Genomic DNA, 14,591 nt, shown 5'->3' with positions numbered 1-14,591 from the left:
TGGCTCCGCACACCATTCAGGAATTGTGTCGCGCGATGTCGCTGGGATGCGTCGCACGCGGGCAGGGGATGCCCGCGTTTTTTATGAAGAATGCCGGTTTAGCGGCAACGTGACGTGCACCTCGAGACCGCCGCCTTCACGCGTGCGAAACTGAAGCGAGCCGCCGTGCAGGCGTGCGATGCGCTCGACGATGGCGAGCCCGAGACCTGTGCCGCCCGAATGCGTCCGTGCGTTCGTGCCGCGGCTGAACGGCGTCTTGAGCTTCTCCATTTCCCCGGCGGCAATTCCGCTGCCGCGGTCGCAGACGGCGACGCATGCGACATCGTCTTCGGTCCATGTGCGCACGGCGAGACCTGTGCGCCCATAGACAACCGCGTTCTGCATCAGGTTCATCAGGAGCCGCATCAGGCTCACGGGCCGGTACGCGAATACGGGCACTTCGCCGAGCGATAGTTCGAACTCGTGTCCGAGCCCCGCGAAATCCGCCGCGAGCTGACCGATGAGCGCGTTGAGATCGCCTGGCAGCGGAGCCTCGCGCTCGCCGCTGCCGGCGTAATCCATGAACTGCTGGAGAATCGTGTCGATGTGGTCGAGATAGCTTTCCGCCGACGCCACGAACGTATCGTCGGCGCCACGCGGAATCGCCATCGCCATCGCGAGACGCAGCTTGGTGAGCGGCGTGCGGATGTCGTGGGACACCCCAGCGAGCATCAGCGCACGCGTCGCTTCGGCCTGCTGCAACGCCTGGGTCATCTGGTTGAACGCGCTACTCACCTGGGCGATTTCGGTCGGCCCGTCGGTCGGGAGAACGACGGGCGCTTCGCCCGCGCTCACGTGTCGCGCGGCGCGCGCCAGATCCTTGAGCGGTCGGTTGATGTGCAACTGGATCAGATAACCCGTTAGCGCGGCCAGCAACGCGAGGCCCACGGAGAGCACAAGCGTCGTGGTAATGCCGCTCGCCTGCGCATCTTCGGTCATCGGCAGCGCAATCCAGCAGGGCGCGCCGGCTACGTGCACACGAATCCAGAGCCGCTCGCCATCGCCGGTCTGCCAGCGCACCAGCATGTCGGGCGGTAGATAGTGCTGCAGTGCGCCGACGAAGACGTCGCGTTGCCACGTGCGAAACAGGCGGACCGGGCTGCGCTGCGGTTCGACGCCAAGATGTTCGGGCGTCTCTGTCTGAGCGCCGAGGCGCGCGGCCGCGGCGCGGCCTTCGTCGGGTGGCATGGCGGCCAGCACGCCATCGAGCGTCTTGACGTAGTCGGCAAAGATGATCGCAGCACGGTCGATACGCGGGCGCTGCACGAAATGCAGCAGCACCGCAAACGAGCATGCCTGGGTCAGTGCGACGAGCGCCACCAGCAGCACGATATTGCGCGCCAGCAGCGAACGCGGCAGCCATCTGCTGCGCCGGTTTGAACGCGTAGGCGTGCTCACGAGTCGATGCCTGCCACGAGCATGTAGCCGACGCCCCAGACGGTCTTGATGAAGCGCGGTTTCGACGGATCGTCTTCGACGATCTGGCGCAACCGCAGAATCTGCACGTCGATGCTGCGATCGAGCGCGTCATGGTCGCGGCCGCGCGCCCGCGCAAGCAGGTTTTCGCGGCTCACCGGCCGGTTCGGCGACGACCCCAGCGCGTGCAGCAGCAACATCTGCGCGGAGTGCACCTCGACCGGCTCGCCACGATGCAGCAGCGTTTGCGTACCGACGTCGAACTGGTATTCGCCGAAGCGCAGCGTTTGCGAGGTCACGGTCGGCACGCCCGCGGCCATTTTCTGGCGGCGCAGCAGCGCACGGATGCGCGCGACGAGTTCATCAGGGAGAAACGGTTTCGCGAGGTAATCGTCGGCACCGGTTTCGAGGCCGACCACGCGGTCGACCGGGTCGCCTTTCGCGGTCAGCATGAGGATGGGCAGCGTCTGCCCTTCGGCGCGCAGCCGCCGGCATATCGTCAGCCCGTCTTCCGGTTCCATCATCAGGTCCAGCACGAGCAGGTCGTACGGCTCGCGCTGCAGGTAGCGGTCGAGCTGCTTGCCGTCGGCGACGACGCGCACATGGAACCCGTGGCCGGTCAGAAACCGTTGCAGCATGTTGCGCAACTCGGCTTCGTCGTCCAGCACGATAATCCTGTTCACCTGCTCCATGACGCGTCTCCTGGCTTCATTGGCATTCAGCGTGACATTGCTTTCTGTTGCATCAGTGCCTCGATTTGCGGCAGCGTGACATAACCGACGTGCTGCGTATCGATTTCGTCGAAATGTTTCGCGACCATTGGCATACCCGCAGCCGCCTGTTCCCGCGTCAGCTTGCCGTCGCCCGTCGTGTTGGCACTGGCAAAGCGAGCCTGCAATTGTTGCATCGCACGCTCGCCGCGCGGGGTATCCGCAGGTGGCAGTGCGCTCTGAGCCGAAGCCGTTGCCGAAACAATACACAAGACAAGAACCGCGATCATCTTTTTCATCATTTACTCCGTGGTGTGGCCGACGCTCATGGCCGGCAGGGTTAATTCATTGATCTGATGTTTGCCGTTACGCCCAGTGCGCCGGCACCCAGAAGCGCCCAACCCAGTGGCCCGGCACGAATACAGCAGGACGCGGCGCGGGCGCTACATACACTGGACGCGGCGCGACATACAGCGTGCGGGACTGCGGCGCGATGAACACGACACGCGGCGGGGGCGGCGCGACGTAGACCACCTTGGGCGGGGGCGGCGCAACGTAGACGGTCTTCGGTGCAGGAGGCGCAACGTAGGCGACGGGCGGCGGTGGCACGTATGCAACCGGAGGCGCGACGACCACGGGTGCCGGCGCCACGACCACCGGTGCGGGTGCGACGGCGACTGGCGGCGGCGCGACCACGACCGGTGCGGTACCCACGGCAACCGTAGCGCCCACCGTCGTGACAGTGCCACTGGTGGTCACTGTGCCGCCGTGCACAACCGTCGTGCCGCCGCCCGTCGTGACCACGCCAGCGGCCACGCGTGTCGCGCTGCCCGAATGCGTGACGGTTCCACCGTCGGTGCCCGTCACGGTGCCGGAACGGGTGCAGGTGGAACCGGCGCAGTCTGTCGATGCCGTGTGACTAGTGGTGTTGCCGTTCGCGGCAGTGATCGTGCCCGAAGACGAATACTGACCCGGCGCGCTGCGCGTCACGCTGCCCGACGTCGTGGCGCTGTGGCCGTCCGAGCCGGTCAGGGTGCCGGTGTGGTCGCACGTACCGCCTGCGCAGCTTGTGTCACCCGAGTGCTGGACCTGGCGTCCGTTAGGGCCGGTGGCTGTGCCCGAATTCGAAAACTGGCCGGGAGCAGTGCGAGTGACGGTGCCGGTGTTGGTGGCGATACCGCCATAGGGATTCGCGACGCCGCCTGCGTGCGTACAACTGCCGCCCGTGCAGGAGCCGTAATGTGCGCCGTTGTAGGTGCCGTGCGGCGTGTAGGCAGTGCCATGACCCGACCATCCGGCGAAGGCGGGCGTGCTGACGGCGATGAGCAGCGCAGCGCTGGCTGCGGTGAGGTGGCGGAGTTTCATGAGGTGTCCTTCAAGGTTCGGTTCAGTCACGCACTGCGGCGCGGCAACGGGACGAACTATAAAAGGAGCTCGCGAAATAATCGCCCGGTAAAAGATGTCGCGGTGTTACACCATGGCGGCGCGCCGCCAGCAGCCGGGCTGCGCGGGCGGCTTGCCGTCGCGGCCGGAGTTCCGTGACATCTGGCGACATGGTTTACGCGTGGTTTTTGGCCGGGCAGCCCACTACATTAGCTTCACCCGACGCGATAGCGGCTTTACCCGCAGACGACGCGTCTCACCTCTCAACCCGTTATCTGCCCATCATGTTGACTACTGGAAAAATCGCGCTTTTTGTTACGTTGTTCGTCATTGGTGTCTCGCTGATCGAGGCATGCGTGCTCACCCGCACACAGCGCAATAGCGCCTCGCCGTTCGACTGGTATGAAGTATGGATTTCGCTGGCGGATGTAGCCGGCCGCAAGCTGCTCGCGCTGTTGCCGCTTTCGCTCGCGACGCCGGTCTTCGCCCTTGCCTGGGATCACCGGATCTTTACCGTCACGCTCAACAGCGCGTTGATGTTGTTCCTGCTCTTTATCGGACAGGAGTTCTGCTACTACTGGTATCACCGTGCGTCACACCGCATCCGCTTTTTCTGGGCGACGCATGCGGTTCATCACTCGCCGAACCAGTTGACGCTTTCGTCTGCTTATCGCCTCGGCCTGACCGGCAAACTGACTGGCTCGGCGATCTTCTTCGCACCGCTCGTGTGGCTCGGTGTGCGCCCTGAAATCGTGCTGGCGACGCTGAGCTTTAATCTGCTTTATCAGTTCTTGCTGCATAACACGTGGACGCCGAAACTCGGCTGGCTTGAATACGTGTTCAATACGCCGTCGGCACATCGCGTGCACCACGCATCGAATGTCGATTATCTCGATGCGAACTTTGGCGGCGTGCTTGTCATCTTCGATCGCCTGTTCGGCACCTATGTGGAAGAACGCGCCGATGAGCCGTGCCGCTACGGTCTCACGACACCGACGCGCTCACGCAATCCGCTTGTCGTCGAATTCGAGCACTGGGTTAGTCTTGCACGGGATATCGCGTCGGCGCGTAGCGTGTGGGCTGCGATCTGCTATGTGATCTTGCCGCCGGGCTGGCGCGCTGATGGTTCCGGCGAAACAACTGAAGCACTGCGTCGGCAGAACCTGGTTGCAGCGCGTACCGTTCCGGTCAGTACTACGCAGGGACGGTGAGCGATGCTCCCATCAACGCGACACGTCTTGCCTGGCATAAGTCGACTCCCAGCCACCGCCAAGCGCCTTGCAAAGCGTGATCAGATTCGCGTCAGCGGTTGCCTTGCTTTGTTCGAGATTGCTTTCGCCATCGAGCAACTGCCTCTGTACGTTCAGCACGTCGAGATAATCGAGTGCACCGGCCTTGTAACGCTGCTGCGCGACCGACAGTGCGCGCTGGTTCAGAGCCACCACCTCCGTTAATCGGTCACGCCGCTGCTGTTCGGCATCGTAGACCACCAGCGCATCGTCCACCTCGCGCCACGCTTCAAGTACGGTGCGTTGATAGACGATCGCGGCTTCCTGTTGTTGCGCCTCACGCAGATGCAATGTCCCCTTGAGACGCCCGCCTTCGAAAATCGGCATCGTGATGGAGGGTCCGACAACAAACTGTCCCGAGGCCCAGTTGGCGAGGCTCGAGAGCTGCAGACTCTGAAAACCTGCGCTGCCATTCAGCGAAATGCGCGGATAAAAATCGGCTTTTGCCATACCGATCGAGGCAGTGGCAGCATGCAGCTGTGCCTCCGCTTGCCGGATATCCGGTCTGCGTTGCACCAGCTCCGACGGAAAGCCGATGGGTACCTGCGCAGGCAGCTCGGGGACGTCATGCGGCTCGCTGAGTGTTTGCGCGAGCGCGCCTGGCTCTTCGCCGAGTAATACGCCAATCGCGTTGATCGTGGTCTCGCAGCGCGATTCGAGCGTCGGGATCAGGCTCTCGATCGAAGCCGCCTGCGCGGAAGCGTTGGCCACGTCCAGATCCGTCGTCACGCCTTCGCGTACCTGGACTTGCGTGAGTTTCGTGGTATCGCGAGCAAGTTCGAGGTTTTGCTTCGCAATGCGTAGCAACGACTGTGTATCGCGAAGCTCTATATAGTCTCGCGCGAGTTCAGCGCGGGCTGACAGCAACACAGCGTTTCGATCCTCGTAAGAAGCCTGCGTCAAGGCAGTCGCTGCTTCCACTCCGCGTCGATTGCGGCCCCAGATATCGAGTTCCCAGGAGGCGTCGAAGCCTGCCTGATAGAGGTTGTACGCCGGCGAACCCTTGGAGCCCGGCAACGGCGCGACACCGAGCGGCGTATTACCCGAAGCGGATTGCGACTGCGTTTCGGTCGGACTAACCCCGAGCAGCGACAGGATGCCGTTCGGACTTCCGCGCTCGCGGTCATACGACGCAGCGCCGTCCAGCGTGGGATATTCTGCTGCACCTGCGACCCGTTGCTCAGCCCGGCTTTGGCGAAGGCGCGCCGATGCCGCGGCCACATCGAGGTTCGCATTGGCCAGTTGCTGTTCGAGCGTATTCAAGGTGGGATCGTTGAACAGGGTCCACCAGTCCGTATCGAAGCCGGTCTCGACTGCCTTGCTTGGAGCCTGCGCCGCCTGGGTGCGATCGAACACTTGCGGCGGCGTGGACGTCACGGGAGGTTCGAAGTTCGGCCCAACCGTACAGCCCGCTATCACGAGGCACGCCAGTATCTCCAACACCAGCGCACTAAAGGAAAAGCCGTTCGTATTCATTTTCTCTCTCCTGCTTCGGCCAGGGTATCGCTATGCTGACCCACGGCAACTTCCGTTTCGACAGACAGCCCCACGCTCAGCGCAGACGCTGCCTCTTGACCTCGATCGATCGTGATCTTCACCGGCACGCGTTGCACCACCTTCGTGAAGTTGCCCGTCGCGTTGTCGGGTGCGATAGGCGCAAAGGCCACGCCGGTTGCAGGCGCGAGACTATCGACACGGCCATGAATCACAACGCCAGGAAAGCTGTCGACCTTGATGCGTACGCTCTCGCCAGGGCGCATGTTGGTGATCTGGTTTTCCTGGAAGTTAGCAACAACGTAGGCGTCCGAAAGCGGCACGATCGCGAGAACCGGCGCACCTGGCGTCACGAATGCTCCAACCCGTGCGGAACGCCGTCCAACCTTGCCGTCCACCGGGGCGCGAACCTCCGTATAGGACAGATTGAGCTGTGCCTGATCGAGCGCCGCTTCGGCGCGTGCGAGTGCACCGACTGCCTTATCGCGTTGGGTACGCAATACGTCGAGATTCTGCTCGGTCGACGCCAGCGCGGCTCGGTCGTGTGCCTGTTGCGCGAGTTGCTCGGCGAGCGTGCTTGACGCGTGCTGTTGCTCTTGGGTTGTTCCCGCACCTGCGTCCGAGAGGTCCTGATATCGCGAGGCGTTGGCTCTTGCAAACCCGATCGACGCATCGTCCGATTTGAGCGTCGCGCTCGCTTGCTCGACCAGCGAGGGCTGCCGCGCGATCTCGGCGTCGTAGTTCGCAACGGACGCCTTTGCCGCTGCCACGTCCGCTTCGGCACTCATCAAAGCGGCCTTGAAGTCACGATCATCGATACGGACCAGCAATTGCCCGGCCTTGACCGACTCGTTGTCGTTGACGAATACGTCGGATATCTGACCGGCGATACGCGGCGCCACCAAGGTGAAATCGGCTTCAACGTAAGCGTCGTTAGTGGATTCGGTATTCGAGTTGCCGGTCAGACTTGTGCAAGCCCACGCACCAATGCCGGCCGCAACAAGCAACGCGGCAACACGAATAATCCTGAGGGGAGATTTAGCAGCGGATGACATAAGAACCGTCCTTAGCGTGAAGTGGAGGGCGTCGTGCACCACGGCGGGTAGATCCGCACGGGTAACACGGGCACCAGGAAAAGGAGGGCGATGGCAACACCCGCCATGACCCGGTAAAGATCCGCCGACGTCAGCACCACTGCCTGCTCGTGGATCCGGTGTGCAAGTTCGCCGAGGCTATTTGCTGCGTCGACGCTTTGACTTGCTACAAGCGCGTGGTTGCCTAAATGGTCCACGAGCATGTTCGAATGAAGGTGTTCCCGATCGGTGCTCAGCCCTTCGATGAGCGCCGTTGCCACAGCCGCTGAAAAGGTTTTGAGCGAGTTGAACATCGCCGAAGCAAATGGGCCGTCTGTCGGGGCCAGGCCCGTCGTCACACCCATCAGGATTCCCAGGATTACCATCGGCTGCGCGACGATCTGGATCGATTGAAGCCAGTAGAAGTTGTTGCGAATCCACTCTGAGGTAATGAAGCTCCCCATCAGGCACGTGGCAAGCATGAGGCACAGGCCGATCGCCATGACCCAGCGGTGATCGACCCGCCGCAGATTCAGAACGGCAGCGGTCAGTGGGAGCGTGATCAGGAGCGGGATCGCAACCAGCAACGACAAGGGCGCAGTCTGCAGTGGCCTGTAGGCATGAACGCTCGCGAGATACTGGCCGGGTATCGCGGCCACACCCACCAGCAGGATCACCGCGCCCAGCAGGGTCGTCAGTCCGTGCGTGAAGTTTCTGCGCGACAGCAACTGCAGCTTGAAAAAAGGCAGGGGGTGAAACCACTCGTTGACGAGGAATGTCGCAAACAGAAGCCCCCCGCCAATAAACATCACGCGAATGAGCTCGGAATTGAGCCAGTCCAGACGATCGCCTTGCAGCAGGCCCGTCACGAGCATCGCGACGGCCGGAAATCCCGTCAGAAACCCGGTCCAGTTGAATGCCTTAAGTCGTTCGAGTTTGAGGGGATCGGCGGGAAGCCCTTGCTGGATCGCCACACAGCACGCGATACCAAGCGGCACGATTTGCCAGAACGCCATCTGCCAGCCGACATACTCGGTCCACAAAGCAGCGAGCGGCGTGCCGAGCGCCGGTCCAAAGGTCGCCGTGAGGGCGTAGCCCGCGAGGCCGTATAGCTTCACCTTGGGCGGAAGGTAGCGCAGCGCTACGATGATCAGCATCGGGGGCAGACATCCTCCTGCAATTCCCTGCAGGACGCGCAGCGCATAGAGCGTCAGCAGGTTTGGTGCGAAGGGGCAGAGGATCCCGAACAGCATCGTCGCGATCACGGCGCCGATGGTGAATCGCTTGAGCGTGAACGTGATGCCAAACCACGGAGCAAACACCATCGTCGCGACATTGGCTGCTTCGAATAAGGCGGTCAGCCAGGTTCCGTCGTCATGCCCTATCGAGAGCGCGCCCTGAATGTCCGCCAGGGACTGCGCGGTGACCTGTTCGTTGAGAATGGCCAATAAAGACGCGAGCAGCATTCCAACGAGACCAATCGCCAGACGAAGCGGAAGCGCGGATTGTGCGGGCGCCGCCTGCGCAGGAGCGGCTGTCGTCGTTAAAAGGTTGGCTGTAGTCATGGCAATCCCGTTACTGTTCAGGTTCAATAGGGCTTCTAAATGTCGGTGTTGGAGATCACATGAGAAGCGAAGACTCTCCGGCACCGATAGCGACCGGCGGCCGGGTTACATCTTCGGTTGCGCCTCTTTGAAGTACTGCGGAGCTTCCCGGCGATCGAACATGCCGTACTCGCGGATAACGCGGATATTGCGTACGCGCGATGCATCCGCCGTAGCCGCCTTGGCCAGGAACGCTTCAGCTGCTGCATGGTCGCGCCACGTCAGAACGGCGATGACGTCTCCCGGTGCCAGCAGTGCGTCGAAGACGTCCCAGGAAACGAGGTCAGTCGCGCTCGTATCCACTCCGAGTGATTTCGCCACCTCGTCTGCGCTGCTCTGCTTCACCCATGCCGGCGAGAATTTCCCATCATGTAGCGTCACTGCCTTACCTTTTCCCGTCTCGGTGACATCCAGGCGCTGTTCGAGCAAGGCGTGTCCCGCGGGCACATGCGTATCGCTAACGGTCTGACCAATGCGCAGGCGATAGTCGGAAAACACGCGGTCGCGCGCAGCCTGCATGATCCTGTTGTGCGTCGCTTCGGTACGCCAGCGGATGAGCGATTTCTCGTCGCGCCAACTCGACAGCGAAAGAAGCCACCCCTCGCGTGTGAGACTGGCGTAGCGGTTGTTGTCGATAAATCCGTCGATTTTGTCCAGTTCAGGACGCAGCATTTTGGCCATGCCGAGATAGGCATCGACCTGCTCGGGGATCGGGTGAACTTCAAGCATTGCGGAGAACATGTGGACCTCTCTCGTTTGGTTAGTCGTACAACGTGTAGAGATTGTCCAGGATCGGCCCGATTCATTGGAGTCCAAACGGGTTGGTATTGGGCCAATGAGTGATCGAAATTTGCCATGCTTTCAAGGACGTTCTGCATAACCCTCGCGGCCTGAAAGAGTCTTTTGCAGGCCGATCTCCGGCACCTCGATCACAACGCATAGAATCACGGCTTATGGACGCGTGATGAGGGTAGGGAGCGAAATGGACAAATTGCGTGAGATGGAGATTTTCGTGGCCATCGTCGACCGGGGCAGCTTCACGGGTGCGGCTGACAAAGTTGGCATGTCGTCCGCTGCGGTCTCACGGGCGGTCAATTCGCTGGAATCGCGTCTCGGCACACATCTGCTGGCCCGCACGACCCGAACGGTTCGTCCGACGGATGCAGGCCTGTCATACCTCGAAGCCTGCCGCAAGGTGTTGGACACCATCACGGATGCAGAAGCGACCCTTGCGGCCGATCAACTCAATCCCGTGGGGACGTTGACTATTTCCGCACCGGTCCTGTTCGGCCAGCGATATGTTGCGCCGCTGGTCAACGCCTTCGTGCTGCGTTATCCGGACGTCAACGTCAATGCGGTGTACGCTGATCGAACGACGCGGCTTCTGGAAGAGGGTGTGGATATTGCCATCCGTATCGGCCATCTCGGCGACTCTTCGGCATTCGCCGTTCCGCTAGGCTTTGTGCGGCGTCGGACGTACGCGGCGCCGTCCTATCTCGCCGAGCATGGGGAGCCCCGTCACCCCAGAGATCTGGCCGATCACCACTGTGTATCGTTCACGGGCGTCTCGCTTCCGCTCGAGTGGGCGTTCAACGAGAACGGTTCGCGGCTGCCTGTGAGACTTCAGCCGCGGATGATTGTCGACCTGGGTCCCGCTGCTCTTCTCGCTGCCGTCGATGGAGTGGGAATCGCCCAGTTTCTTTCGTATCAGGCAGCGCCCGATGTAGCCGATGGCAGGCTCCAACCGGTGCTGACCTCATTCGAGCCCGAGGCGACACCGGTGAGCCTGCTTCACGTAGAAAGGCGAAGCACCAGCGGCAAGATTCGCGCTTTCGTGGAGTTCGTGACCGAGGCGCTGCGCAAAAACGCGCACCTTCAGGACGTGGACGCTACAGCGACGCGAACTTCCCGGTAGGCGGTCACCAGCGCGTCAAGGCCGAACGCCCGGTTCAATCCGCTTGGATTGGGTACGACCCACGCGCATGCGCCGCCGAAGGGCTTCGTTTGCAGCCCCCAATCGATATCGCGCGTGCCGGAGATGGCCGCGAGTGCCATCTTTCCGAGGAAAACGACGTGTTGCGGGGCGTACCGTCCGATCTTTAGCCGAAAAGCCTCCCCGGCCAACTCGATCTCCGAGCGCGACAACTCGGCAGCCTGCGCTGTGGCGCGCGGGACCACCGCGGTGAGACCGCAACCGTATCGAAGAAGCGAACGGTCGTCTTCGGGAAGGATCTGTTCAGGCGTGAAGCCTGCAAGATGCAGCACCCGCCAGAACCGGTTGCCGCGGCCCGCAAAGTGATGACCTGTCGACGCCGCACGCAGACCCGGATTGATCCCGCAAAAGATTACCGACAGGCCCGGTTCAAGGATGTCAGGAAGCGACTGAATGGAATCAGCTTCGGTCACAGATGAGCCAGTCCTTGAAGCGATATCTGCTTGCCGACACCCTGATTGGCCCACGGTTGCGCGCCGGCCTCGCCGCGGAATCGTTGCCGATATTGTTTCGGGGTGACCTCCAGCCGGCGCGAGAAAGTCGTGCGCATATGTGTGGCACTCCGAAATCCGCATTTGAATGCGACCGTCTTCAGCGGTGCATCCGAGTCTTCGAGCAACTTTCTCGCGGTGTCGACGCGAACCTGTTCGACGAACGCGGAGGGTGTCACCTTGGCATACTTCGCGAATACTCGCGAGAAGGTTCTTCGACTCACCGCAACTGCGCCAGCGAGCTGTTCGATCGATAGCGCTTCGGTGATGTGTTCGGTCACGTAGCGGTGGACTTTGCCGATAATCGGATCTTCATCCCTTCCGCTTCCGACGTATGGGCTGTACTGGGACTGACCACCTTCGCGCTGGATGTAGACGACAAGACGCTTTGCGACGCGTACCGCCAGCTCATGCCCCCAGTCTTCGGCGACAAGCGAGAGGCACAGATCGATGCCGGCCGTCACACCTGCCGAGGTAATCAGGCGTCCGTCACGAACGAAGATCTTGTCGGGCTGCACGGAGGCCTGCGGAAATTCGTGGGCGAGGCGATCTGCGTCCGACCAATGAGTCGTCACTTCCTTGCCGTCGAGCAGTCCCGCATGAGCCAGTACGAATGCGCCATTGCAAACGGAGCCAAACCGCGTCGCGTTGCTTGCCTGATTTTGCAGCCACCTCAGGAAGTCACTGGACGGTTGAGCGTCGGGCAATTGCGGACCGCCTGCGACGAGTAGCAGATCCCATTGCGTGTCGAGGTCCGCGTAGCCGAACGGCACGGAAAGTCCCATCCCGTTCGAGCAGGTCACGGTACCGGCGCGCGCGCCCACCAGCGAGACTTCGTACTTCTGATGTTCGGGCAGGATCGTGTTTGCTTCCGCGAACACGTCGAGGGGGCCTGCAACGTCGAGCGCCTGGACACCATCGAATATGACAATGGCGACTTTCATACCGTGACCTTCGTGGAGTGAATGGACCCGTTTCCGAGCGGTATTGCAGCTTACCGCAATGGCCCAGAAAGAGGGACGCACTAACCGGTAATTGACTTTTGCAGCCGTGTAACAAGCGGACGGGCGTCCAGCCGTGCCTGGCCCAAATCTCACGTTGATTGGCCCGGTATCGTGCCATCCGCGTGTTTCCTCTCCCATGCGGTCTGATTAGACTTTATCCCATGGATACGGCTATAGCCGCCCCTTCGTCGCGGTCTACGTTGACACGGGACGACAACCAGGGACAGGAGTGACGGCGCATGCATGTTGCAATGATGCTCTACGCGGGATTTCGGCTGCTCGAAGTGACGGGCCCGATGGAGGTTTTCCACGAAGCGAACCGCTTGTGCGGCGCAACGATGTACGAGCAGCATCTCGTGGGGCCGTCCCGAGGGCCGGTGGTGTGCTCGAGTGGCGTGGCGGTTAGCACGACTGAGTGTCTGCTGGATGTGAGCGCTCCATTTGACATCGTCGTAGTGCCAGGTTCGCCGGTGGTTGGCCCGAGGCACGCGCATCGCGAGCTGGTGGAGTGGCTCAGTGACGCCGGCCGTCGGGTGCGAAGGCTCGCGTCGGTGTCCAATGGGGCCTTTTTAATCGCGCGCGCCGGCCTCGCCGACCATCGCTCGCTGACCACGCATTGGCGCGACGCCGAACGTCTCTCCAGCGACTACCCCTTGGTACACGTCATGAGCAATCAAGGCTGCGTGAAGGACGGCAACCTCCACTCGTCGCGCGGCGTCAGTGACGGTATGCGGGTCGCGTTGGCCCTGGTCAGGGAGGACCTTGGTGACGAATTCGCCACGAGCCTCGCACGGTCATTGTCGAGGCAGTCATGACCCGGGACCCTATCGTCGAATGTGACGGATCTGCCTTTCACGCGCTAACGGTCGAAATGAAATGTATGGTTGACGAAAACCTGATCCATAAGGCACTCGCAAATCCGTTCCGGCGCGAGATCTTGAGATGGTTAAAGACGCCAGAAGAATACTTTTTGCGAAGTCGAATCGATCTTGGATGCGGGGTACCTTTAAACGCAATTCACGCGCGCAGTGGGCTATCCCAGTCGACCGTGTCGGCCCACCTCGCGACCCTGGTCGAAGCTGGACTGCTTGTTTCGACGCGCGTCGGTCAGTGGATGTTTGTGATGCGAAACGATGAAGTGATTCGCGCCTTCGCGGAACAGATCAGGAAAGAAATATAGTGGCGGATATTGTCGCATCAGATGATTGAAGGCGCCGTCCGCCCATGCTTGTAACGACGATCCCCGTTACAATTAAGTTTTCCCTGAATAACCATGATCGTCGTGATCATTGGGCCGATGTCGGAAACCCGCGGCGAACACACACGGAGGCGTAGAGCATGAGCGAATCACAAGTCACCATTCAGGAACAGGAAGGTGCCTGTAAGGCGTGGGTCCTGACGCCCGAAGGCGAGGGCAAATGGCCCGCTGTGATCTTCTACATGGACGCGTTTGGCATCCGGCCAGGCATGCTCCAGATGGCAAAGCACGTGGCGAGCAAAGGGTACGTCGTGCTTCTGCCCGACCTGTTTTACCGCTTCGGAGCTTACGGGCCGCTCGACCCCAAGGAAGTGCTGAAGGGCGATTTCCGTGCCACCGTTGGGCCCATGATGGCGAGCAGCGACAACCACAAAGCCGCTGAAGACACCGCGGCCTTTATCGAATACCTCGATACGCGCGCTGATGTGGCGGGTAAGAAGATTGGCACCGTCGGTTTCTGCATGGGCGGCGGCATGGCACTCACGGCAGCGGCTTACTACCCGGATCGCGTTGTTGCGGCGGCGAGCTTCCACGGCGGCAATCTCGCGACCGACCAGCCGACGAGTCCCCACCTGCTTCTCGACAAGATCAAGGCCGAGTTGTACATCGGCATTGCCGACAACGATCACAGCTTCCCGCCCGAAATGGGCGAGCGCTTCGAAGCCGCGCTGGGCGCCGCGGACGTGAAGCATAAGAGCGAACTGTACAAAGGCAAGGCGCACGGCTGGATGAAACCGGACATGCCCGTCTACGACGCAGAGGCGGCCGAGCGGGGCTGGAAGGAGCTGTTCGCGTTGTACGCCCGAACGCTCAAATAACAGTTCCTGATGCGCGGGA

General features: G+C 61.5%; 15 protein-coding genes. 5 read left to right on the top strand and 10 right to left on the bottom strand.

Annotated elements, in window-relative coordinates; translation table 11 throughout:
* Positions 1-81: 81 nt before the first annotated feature.
* The 4 genes from P3T17_RS06820 to P3T17_RS06805 all read right to left on the bottom strand — a co-directional run bounded on the left by P3T17_RS06820 (position 82) and on the right by P3T17_RS06805 (position 3,530).
* Positions 82-1,437, bottom strand: coding sequence for an ATP-binding protein (locus tag P3T17_RS06820; protein ID WP_429405640.1), 1,356 nt, complete (start codon positions 1,435-1,437; stop codon positions 82-84).
* Positions 1,434-2,147 carry a response regulator gene (locus tag P3T17_RS06815; RefSeq protein ID WP_074266501.1) on the bottom strand — a complete coding sequence of 238 codons (714 nt, stop codon included), beginning with the start codon at positions 2,145-2,147 and terminating at the stop codon, positions 1,434-1,436. Before P3T17_RS06815 ends, P3T17_RS06820 begins: the two co-directional genes overlap by 4 nt.
* 26 nt (positions 2,148-2,173) lie before the next feature.
* Positions 2,174-2,464 (bottom strand): hypothetical protein, encoded by a 291-nt coding sequence (locus P3T17_RS06810; protein WP_074266500.1) that lies wholly within the window; start codon positions 2,462-2,464, stop codon positions 2,174-2,176.
* A 67-nt stretch (positions 2,465-2,531) separates the two neighbouring features.
* A complete protein-coding gene (locus P3T17_RS06805; protein ID WP_429405638.1) occupies positions 2,532-3,530 on the bottom strand; it encodes a hypothetical protein in 999 nt (332 codons plus the stop codon).
* Between the two features lie 302 nt (positions 3,531-3,832).
* Between P3T17_RS06805 and P3T17_RS06800 the strand changes: the two genes are divergently transcribed.
* On the top strand, positions 3,833-4,759 hold the full coding sequence (locus P3T17_RS06800) for a sterol desaturase family protein (protein ID WP_429406438.1): 927 nt from the start codon (positions 3,833-3,835) through the stop codon (positions 4,757-4,759).
* A gap of 12 nt (positions 4,760-4,771) precedes the next feature.
* On the opposite strand, the gene P3T17_RS06795 is transcribed toward P3T17_RS06800, so the two are convergent.
* The 4 genes from P3T17_RS06795 to P3T17_RS06780 form a co-directional block, all read right to left on the bottom strand.
* Complete coding sequence (locus P3T17_RS06795; RefSeq protein ID WP_429405636.1) at positions 4,772-6,313, bottom strand: efflux transporter outer membrane subunit; 1,542 nt, start codon at positions 6,311-6,313, stop codon at positions 4,772-4,774.
* Positions 6,310-7,386 carry an HlyD family secretion protein gene (locus P3T17_RS06790; RefSeq protein WP_429405634.1) on the bottom strand — a complete coding sequence of 359 codons (1,077 nt, stop codon included), beginning with the start codon at positions 7,384-7,386 and terminating at the stop codon, positions 6,310-6,312. Before P3T17_RS06790 ends, P3T17_RS06795 begins: the two co-directional genes overlap by 4 nt.
* An 11-nt stretch (positions 7,387-7,397) precedes the next feature.
* Positions 7,398-8,969 carry an MFS transporter gene (locus P3T17_RS06785; RefSeq protein ID WP_429406436.1) on the bottom strand — a complete coding sequence of 524 codons (1,572 nt, stop codon included), beginning with the start codon at positions 8,967-8,969 and terminating at the stop codon, positions 7,398-7,400.
* Positions 8,970-9,074: 105 nt separating this feature from the next.
* Positions 9,075-9,749 (bottom strand): antibiotic biosynthesis monooxygenase family protein, encoded by a 675-nt coding sequence (locus P3T17_RS06780; protein WP_429289302.1) that lies wholly within the window; start codon positions 9,747-9,749, stop codon positions 9,075-9,077.
* A 241-nt stretch (positions 9,750-9,990) separates the two neighbouring features.
* Between P3T17_RS06780 and P3T17_RS06775 the strand changes: the two genes are divergently transcribed.
* The gene (locus tag P3T17_RS06775) at positions 9,991-10,923 is read left to right on the top strand and encodes a LysR family transcriptional regulator (RefSeq protein WP_429405633.1); all 933 of its coding nucleotides are present in this window, start codon (positions 9,991-9,993) and stop codon (positions 10,921-10,923) included.
* Here the strand turns inward: P3T17_RS06775 and mug are convergent.
* Positions 10,884-11,414, bottom strand: coding sequence for a G/U mismatch-specific DNA glycosylase (mug, locus tag P3T17_RS06770; RefSeq protein ID WP_429405631.1), 531 nt, complete (start codon positions 11,412-11,414; stop codon positions 10,884-10,886). The genes P3T17_RS06775 and mug overlap by 40 nt on opposite strands.
* Positions 11,411-12,436, bottom strand: coding sequence for a GlxA family transcriptional regulator (locus P3T17_RS06765; RefSeq protein ID WP_429405629.1), 1,026 nt, complete (start codon positions 12,434-12,436; stop codon positions 11,411-11,413). The genes mug and P3T17_RS06765 overlap by 4 nt, the downstream gene beginning before the upstream one ends.
* Before the next feature lie 299 nt (positions 12,437-12,735).
* Between P3T17_RS06765 and P3T17_RS06760 the strand changes: the two genes are divergently transcribed.
* From P3T17_RS06760 to P3T17_RS06750, 3 genes are all read left to right on the top strand, one after another.
* Positions 12,736-13,311 (top strand): AraC family transcriptional regulator, encoded by a 576-nt coding sequence (locus tag P3T17_RS06760; RefSeq protein ID WP_074266490.1) that lies wholly within the window; start codon positions 12,736-12,738, stop codon positions 13,309-13,311.
* Between the two features lie 65 nt (positions 13,312-13,376).
* The gene (locus P3T17_RS06755; RefSeq protein ID WP_429406435.1) at positions 13,377-13,676 is read left to right on the top strand and encodes an ArsR/SmtB family transcription factor; all 300 of its coding nucleotides are present in this window, start codon (positions 13,377-13,379) and stop codon (positions 13,674-13,676) included.
* Between the two features lie 158 nt (positions 13,677-13,834).
* On the top strand, positions 13,835-14,572 hold the full coding sequence (locus P3T17_RS06750; protein ID WP_429405627.1) for a dienelactone hydrolase family protein: 738 nt from the start codon (positions 13,835-13,837) through the stop codon (positions 14,570-14,572).
* The last annotated feature ends 19 nt before the right edge of the window (positions 14,573-14,591 follow it).

The organism is Paraburkholderia sp. GAS82 (genome assembly GCF_050436285.1).
Classification (GTDB): Bacteria; Pseudomonadota; Gammaproteobacteria; order Burkholderiales; family Burkholderiaceae; genus Paraburkholderia; species Paraburkholderia phenazinium_B.
Note: the sequence above shows the minus strand (reverse complement) of the source record. Positions and strands in the feature narration are given on the sequence as shown.

Excerpts from the sequence above, each read along its gene's own strand:
- P3T17_RS06815 (WP_074266501.1), bottom strand. The coding sequence starts at position 2,147 with ATGGAGCAGGTGAACAGGATTATCGTGCTGGACGACGAAGCCGAGTTG.
- P3T17_RS06810 (WP_074266500.1), bottom strand. The coding sequence starts at position 2,464 with ATGAAAAAGATGATCGCGGTTCTTGTCTTGTGTATTGTTTCGGCAACG.
- P3T17_RS06805 (WP_429405638.1), bottom strand. The coding sequence starts at position 3,530 with ATGAAACTCCGCCACCTCACCGCAGCCAGCGCTGCGCTGCTCATCGCC.
- P3T17_RS06800 (WP_429406438.1), top strand. The coding sequence starts at position 3,833 with ATGTTGACTACTGGAAAAATCGCGCTTTTTGTTACGTTGTTCGTCATT.
- P3T17_RS06795 (WP_429405636.1), bottom strand. The coding sequence starts at position 6,313 with ATGAATACGAACGGCTTTTCCTTTAGTGCGCTGGTGTTGGAGATACTG.
- P3T17_RS06790 (WP_429405634.1), bottom strand. The coding sequence starts at position 7,386 with ATGTCATCCGCTGCTAAATCTCCCCTCAGGATTATTCGTGTTGCCGCG.
- P3T17_RS06785 (WP_429406436.1), bottom strand. The coding sequence starts at position 8,969 with ATGACTACAGCCAACCTTTTAACGACGACAGCCGCTCCTGCGCAGGCG.
- P3T17_RS06780 (WP_429289302.1), bottom strand. The coding sequence starts at position 9,749 with ATGTTCTCCGCAATGCTTGAAGTTCACCCGATCCCCGAGCAGGTCGAT.
- P3T17_RS06775 (WP_429405633.1), top strand. The coding sequence starts at position 9,991 with ATGGACAAATTGCGTGAGATGGAGATTTTCGTGGCCATCGTCGACCGG.
- P3T17_RS06765 (WP_429405629.1), bottom strand. The coding sequence starts at position 12,436 with ATGAAAGTCGCCATTGTCATATTCGATGGTGTCCAGGCGCTCGACGTT.
- P3T17_RS06760 (WP_074266490.1), top strand. The coding sequence starts at position 12,736 with ATGCATGTTGCAATGATGCTCTACGCGGGATTTCGGCTGCTCGAAGTG.
- P3T17_RS06755 (WP_429406435.1), top strand. The coding sequence starts at position 13,377 with ATGGTTGACGAAAACCTGATCCATAAGGCACTCGCAAATCCGTTCCGG.
- P3T17_RS06750 (WP_429405627.1), top strand. The coding sequence starts at position 13,835 with ATGAGCGAATCACAAGTCACCATTCAGGAACAGGAAGGTGCCTGTAAG.